Raw genomic sequence first — 4,142 nt, forward strand, 5'->3', positions numbered from 1 at the left:
CTGGCGCTTCCTGATGCAGCGTTTCGCGTGCGAGGCCCACGGCGCTGAACAGCCGAGGCAAGCCTTGCTGGCTGCGTCGTTGCGTCCAGTCCAGTGAAGAACCCTGCGGGTCGGCGTCCAGCAGCACGACATGCTGGCCGCGCATCGCCAGCTCGCCGGCGATATGGGTGGCGAGCGTGGTCTTGCCCACGCCGCCTTTCTGGTTGAGCAGCGCGACGATCATGGCCTGGCCCTCCATGCTGGAAGAGCAGGCTTTGTCTGCTGCGTTTGTGGCCGCGCAGCGGTTGTCCACCGCGACGGCGTTTCCCTACTACAAGTTAGAGAATTTAAGTTAGGTAAGTTAAGGGAGGTCGAAACCCGCGCCGTTATTGGCTTTGCGGACGATCCGTACTCCTGATAGCACGATAGTCGTACTCCCGATAGCACGATACCCCGTACTCCTGATAGCACGAGCCCGTCCACCGCTTTTCCCGAAGTTATCCCCGTGCCGTGAACGGCACGGGCCGAAACATCAGCAACTCGACTCCATCGCCCGGCATCCGCTCGATGCTCAGGACATAGCCGGGCAGCGACTGCCGCGCGACGAGCGCGCGCAGGTCGTAGGCAAAGTCCGAGAAGCGCGTGACGCTGCCCGATTTCCGGTACAGGTGCCGGAAATCGAATTGCCAGCCGCCTTCCTGCCGCCCGCCGTGCTTGCGCACCAGGCGGTACAGCCACCGTTCGATGCCGCCCGTCAGCCGGAAATACGCCGGGTCGATGGTCAGCACCAGAGCGGCATCCATCACCCCACCAAAGAACCAATCCGGCAGGATCAGCTCCAGCCCCAAGGGCGTGCCCTTGGCATCGGCCAGTTCCTTCCACTCGTTGATCCACGAAAACCGATGCAGGCGTCGCCCGGTTGTCTCGCGGATCGACGTGGCCACGGTCGTGGATTGCAGCCGATCCAACGCGGCTTTGAGGCGCTGGTAGTCGCGCAGCGACGTACCGCGCCCGATGAAGCGCAGGATCTCGTAGGGCGTGGCCTGCATCAGCCGCGACGGGCGTAAGCCTGCGTCGCGCGCCTCCACGATCTGCGAAGCAGCCCAGATCAGCACGTCCGCGTCCCAGATCGTGGCGATGCCGTGCTCCTGTGTGCCTTCCACGCGGATCGTGACGTTGCCCGCCCGGAAGTCGATGGGCGCCGTGCGCCGCGACTTCGCCAGCGAGAAGAACGGAAAGGCCATCAAGTCCTGGCTGTCGCGCGGCGCCATGTCGCCCGGCAAGGCACGGAACAGGTCGAGCTGTTCGCGTTCTTGCGAGGGCCGCTGCCGGGACGGCAGCGCGGGGCTGGGCATGGCGGTGGCCTGGCGCGTGCCAGCGATCAGCGCGCACGGCTGTCCGCCGAGTGCTGTTCGGCGTACTCAGGATCGGAAGTCGTCTCGAAGCTGCGGTCGGCGGCCCAGGCGTCGAGGTCGGCCACGGCGTACATGACGCGCCGGCCGAACTTGCGAAAGCGCGGGCCGCCGCCGATCACGCGCTGCTTCTCCAGCGTGCGCGGCGACAGGCGCAGGTACTCGGCGGCTTCGTCGTTGGTGAGGTAACGCTGCGGTTGTGCGGCAGCGGTCGAGACAGTGGCGGCAGGCCGCAAGGGAGCGGGACGCATGGTGTGAACCTCCATAGCTTTCAAAGCTCCGGCCACACAGCGCAACCGGATGGAGGCAGTCTCAGAAAACGAAGCTCCGCTGCTCAGGGACGTTTTGCGTCCCCATCAAAACGTCCCTTCTCAAGCGGCGGCAGTTGTGCTAGCCGGCGATAACCGCCGCGCATCAGTGCATCGCCGCGCCGCACCAGGCGGCGCACGCGGGCGCGCAGGTCGCCGTCGGCGTGCCAGTCCGCCGCCACGGCATCGGCACCGAACAGCCCTTCGGCCACGTCGCGCAAGGACGCACCCGCCAGGGTCGCGTCGAGCGCCTGCAGGGTGTGCAACTCCAGCATCGCGGCCGGTGTAGGCCGGGGCCTGGCCGCGGCCAGCGTCGCGCTGCGCGTAGGCGCAGGTGCGGCAGCGCCGCCGCCACCTCCGCGATTGGCATAGGCGACCGCCATGCCATCTTCCAGGCCGGGCGCCAGCGCGAAGCGCGCGCAATGGCCGGGGTTGTGCGCGATCAGCGCCAGCCCTTTACCGTCGTGCAGCAGTTGCTTGTGACCGGGGATGTGCCAGAACGCGAAGGCCGCCGCATCGGGCGGCGGATCGGCATCGGGATGGAGTTGCACCACGGCATCGTGGCCGGGCAGCCAGGCCGGATGCGCGTCGCGCGCATCCAGGGCCGGGTCTTCCAGCAGACGCAAGCCCCAGCGAAGCGCCGCCTGTTGCGCCGCTTGCGGTCGGCGCTGGTGGCGCTGCCAGTCGAGCCGGTAATCGGGGTGGCGGCGCAGGTACTCCCAGGCCAGTGCGAGCGTGTCCAGGCACAAGATGTAGAGGTACGCGGCGGTCGGATACCAATGCGCGATATGGTGAGGATTGACCATGACTCAAGCTCCCGTCGAACAGCAGGAACGTCGTCACGGGCGTTCAAGAACGGAGCCACCGCATCCACATCAAAACATCATCCGAACCTGTTTAAGCTGTACATCAAGTGTCAAGACCGATTGGCTCCGGGGTATTGCGCAATGCGTCCGAATACGACGGCCGCGCAGTCCAAAAAAGTCACGCGGCACAAATCAAGGTGCCGTAACTCGCGCCAAAGATCGTGGCCGTTTCCGTCTCAAAGGCCCTGTTTTGGTGCAAGAGTGCGAATTGAGACCGGACAAATCCGAATTCCGACGGAAATAGTCTCAATACGTCCGGCTGCGCCGGAACGCGATTGGCTTAATCGACAATGCCGCCGTTCTCCTGGGCCAGCCGGACATATTCCGACAGGGGCCGCGCCGCCTGGAAATACCGATCCCGCATCACAGGCTGCTTGCGCGGCCCGACGATGGATGCCAGATCGGACAGCTTCACGGTGCCCAGCTCAGGCATCCCCAGGCCCAGGTCGATCAGGCCGTAGGCCGTATCGCCGTCGGCCGGGTCGAGCGAAGCGAGCAGCCAGGTGAGGTGTGCGTCCGGTGTGAACAGGCGCACCACGGGCAGCGGGTCGCCGGCCTGACCGTCAGCACGTGCCTGGCCGTGGGTCAGCAGGCGTTGGCGCTCGTCCTCGGTGATGAGTGAGTTCATGGCGATCTATTCCCAATTCACAAATCCGCCCAAGCGTGAAAACGCAAAGCCGCATCGGCGGATTTGGGAAAAAGCACGATTGTGATTCCGTGGCTATGCGCCTTTGTGGAAATCCGCAGAGGCACAAATGCGGATTCCCGTAAAAACGCAAAACAGTGAGGTTTCACTGAAAGAGTTAAAGATAACGTGGTTTTAATTGTGCTGCGACTTGACGCTTCTGTCTATGCAGAAGCGACCCATTCAGCGCGGCCGACCGGCCGGCGCCACCACCTACGATGCCGAGTTGGCGCAAGCCTTCGGCGCGGCGGTGCGCGCGTTGCGGACGGAGCGCGGCATTGCGCAGGAATCGCTGGCGCACCTGGCTGGCGTCGAGCGCTCGCACATGGGCAAGGTCGAGCGCGGCGAGCACATGCCCACGCTGGCGATCATCTTCAAGATCGCCGGCGCGCTCGAATGCAGCACGGCAGTGCTGATGAGCGAGGCTGAAAGCCAGCTCGCAGCGGCGGCCCATCCGTAGGCTCCGGCTGCATCGAGGGGCGCCAAGCTGTGCGCGGCGGGGATAGCTCGTAGGGCTTTCCCTCGGAGGCAAGCGAAGTGCGCAGCGCCGCAGGCGCGAAGGCGTGAGGGATTGGAGCCGGATGGCCGTGACGGCAAAGACGGCACGGGGCGTAGCCCGTAAAAGTCCGGCGGCGGGTCGCGCCGACACGCCATGCCCTGATTGCAACGGCAAGCACCGCGTCCCCGCATAGAAGTGCAGCCCACACTATGGGCCACCGCCTGCCACCAGGTTCGGTACGAACCAACACAACAGCGCAGCGCCCCGCCATGTGGCGGGGCGCTGCGGGCGGCGGTCACGCCGCCTGGGGCTTGCTGCGCGACCAGATCAAGTCGTGGGTGCCGTCCTCGCCTTCGATCAGGCGGGCGTAGACCGTGGCCGGGAACGAAGGAT

General features: G+C 65.5%; 6 protein-coding genes and 1 pseudogene. 1 reads left to right on the forward strand and 6 read right to left on the reverse strand.

Annotated features, from left to right (window positions below):
- From PLC66_RS22225 to PLC66_RS22245, 5 genes are all read right to left on the reverse strand, one after another.
- Positions 1-223, reverse strand: a 223-nt coding sequence (locus PLC66_RS22225) for a nucleotide-binding protein (protein ID WP_324544365.1), incomplete at its 3' end; no start/stop codon positions are given.
- Positions 224-476: 253 nt separating this feature from the next.
- Positions 477-1,334, reverse strand: a complete 858-nt coding sequence (locus PLC66_RS22230) for a replication initiator protein A (protein ID WP_019726285.1) — start codon at positions 1,332-1,334, stop codon at positions 477-479.
- A gap of 26 nt (positions 1,335-1,360) precedes the next feature.
- On the reverse strand, positions 1,361-1,642 hold the full coding sequence (locus PLC66_RS22235; protein WP_033987191.1) for a helix-turn-helix transcriptional regulator: 282 nt from the start codon (positions 1,640-1,642) through the stop codon (positions 1,361-1,363).
- A gap of 83 nt (positions 1,643-1,725) precedes the next feature.
- Positions 1,726-2,505: a DUF2285 domain-containing protein gene (locus PLC66_RS22240; protein ID WP_019726283.1), complete on the reverse strand. Its 780-nt coding sequence runs from the start codon at positions 2,503-2,505 to the stop codon at positions 1,726-1,728.
- Positions 2,506-2,845: 340 nt separating this feature from the next.
- Positions 2,846-3,193, reverse strand: coding sequence for a DUF2958 domain-containing protein (locus tag PLC66_RS22245; RefSeq protein WP_019726280.1), 348 nt, complete (start codon positions 3,191-3,193; stop codon positions 2,846-2,848).
- 223 nt (positions 3,194-3,416) lie between these two features.
- Between PLC66_RS22245 and PLC66_RS22250 the strand changes: the two genes are divergently transcribed.
- The gene (locus tag PLC66_RS22250; protein ID WP_019726279.1) at positions 3,417-3,710 is read left to right on the forward strand and encodes a helix-turn-helix domain-containing protein; all 294 of its coding nucleotides are present in this window, start codon (positions 3,417-3,419) and stop codon (positions 3,708-3,710) included.
- Between the two features lie 334 nt (positions 3,711-4,044).
- Here PLC66_RS22250 and PLC66_RS22255 read toward each other — a convergent pair.
- Positions 4,045-4,142: pseudogene (locus PLC66_RS22255) on the reverse strand (DUF736 domain-containing protein); the annotation flags it as partial.

The organism is Thauera sp., assembly GCF_035444905.1.
In the GTDB taxonomy this organism is placed as follows: Bacteria; Pseudomonadota; Gammaproteobacteria; order Burkholderiales; family Rhodocyclaceae; genus Thauera.

Excerpts from the sequence above, each read along its gene's own strand:
- PLC66_RS22230 (WP_019726285.1), bottom strand. The coding sequence starts at position 1,334 with ATGCCCAGCCCCGCGCTGCCGTCCCGGCAGCGGCCCTCGCAAGAACGC.
- PLC66_RS22235 (WP_033987191.1), bottom strand. The coding sequence starts at position 1,642 with ATGCGTCCCGCTCCCTTGCGGCCTGCCGCCACTGTCTCGACCGCTGCC.
- PLC66_RS22240 (WP_019726283.1), bottom strand. The coding sequence starts at position 2,505 with ATGGTCAATCCTCACCATATCGCGCATTGGTATCCGACCGCCGCGTAC.
- PLC66_RS22245 (WP_019726280.1), bottom strand. The coding sequence starts at position 3,193 with ATGAACTCACTCATCACCGAGGACGAGCGCCAACGCCTGCTGACCCAC.
- PLC66_RS22250 (WP_019726279.1), top strand. The coding sequence starts at position 3,417 with ATGCAGAAGCGACCCATTCAGCGCGGCCGACCGGCCGGCGCCACCACC.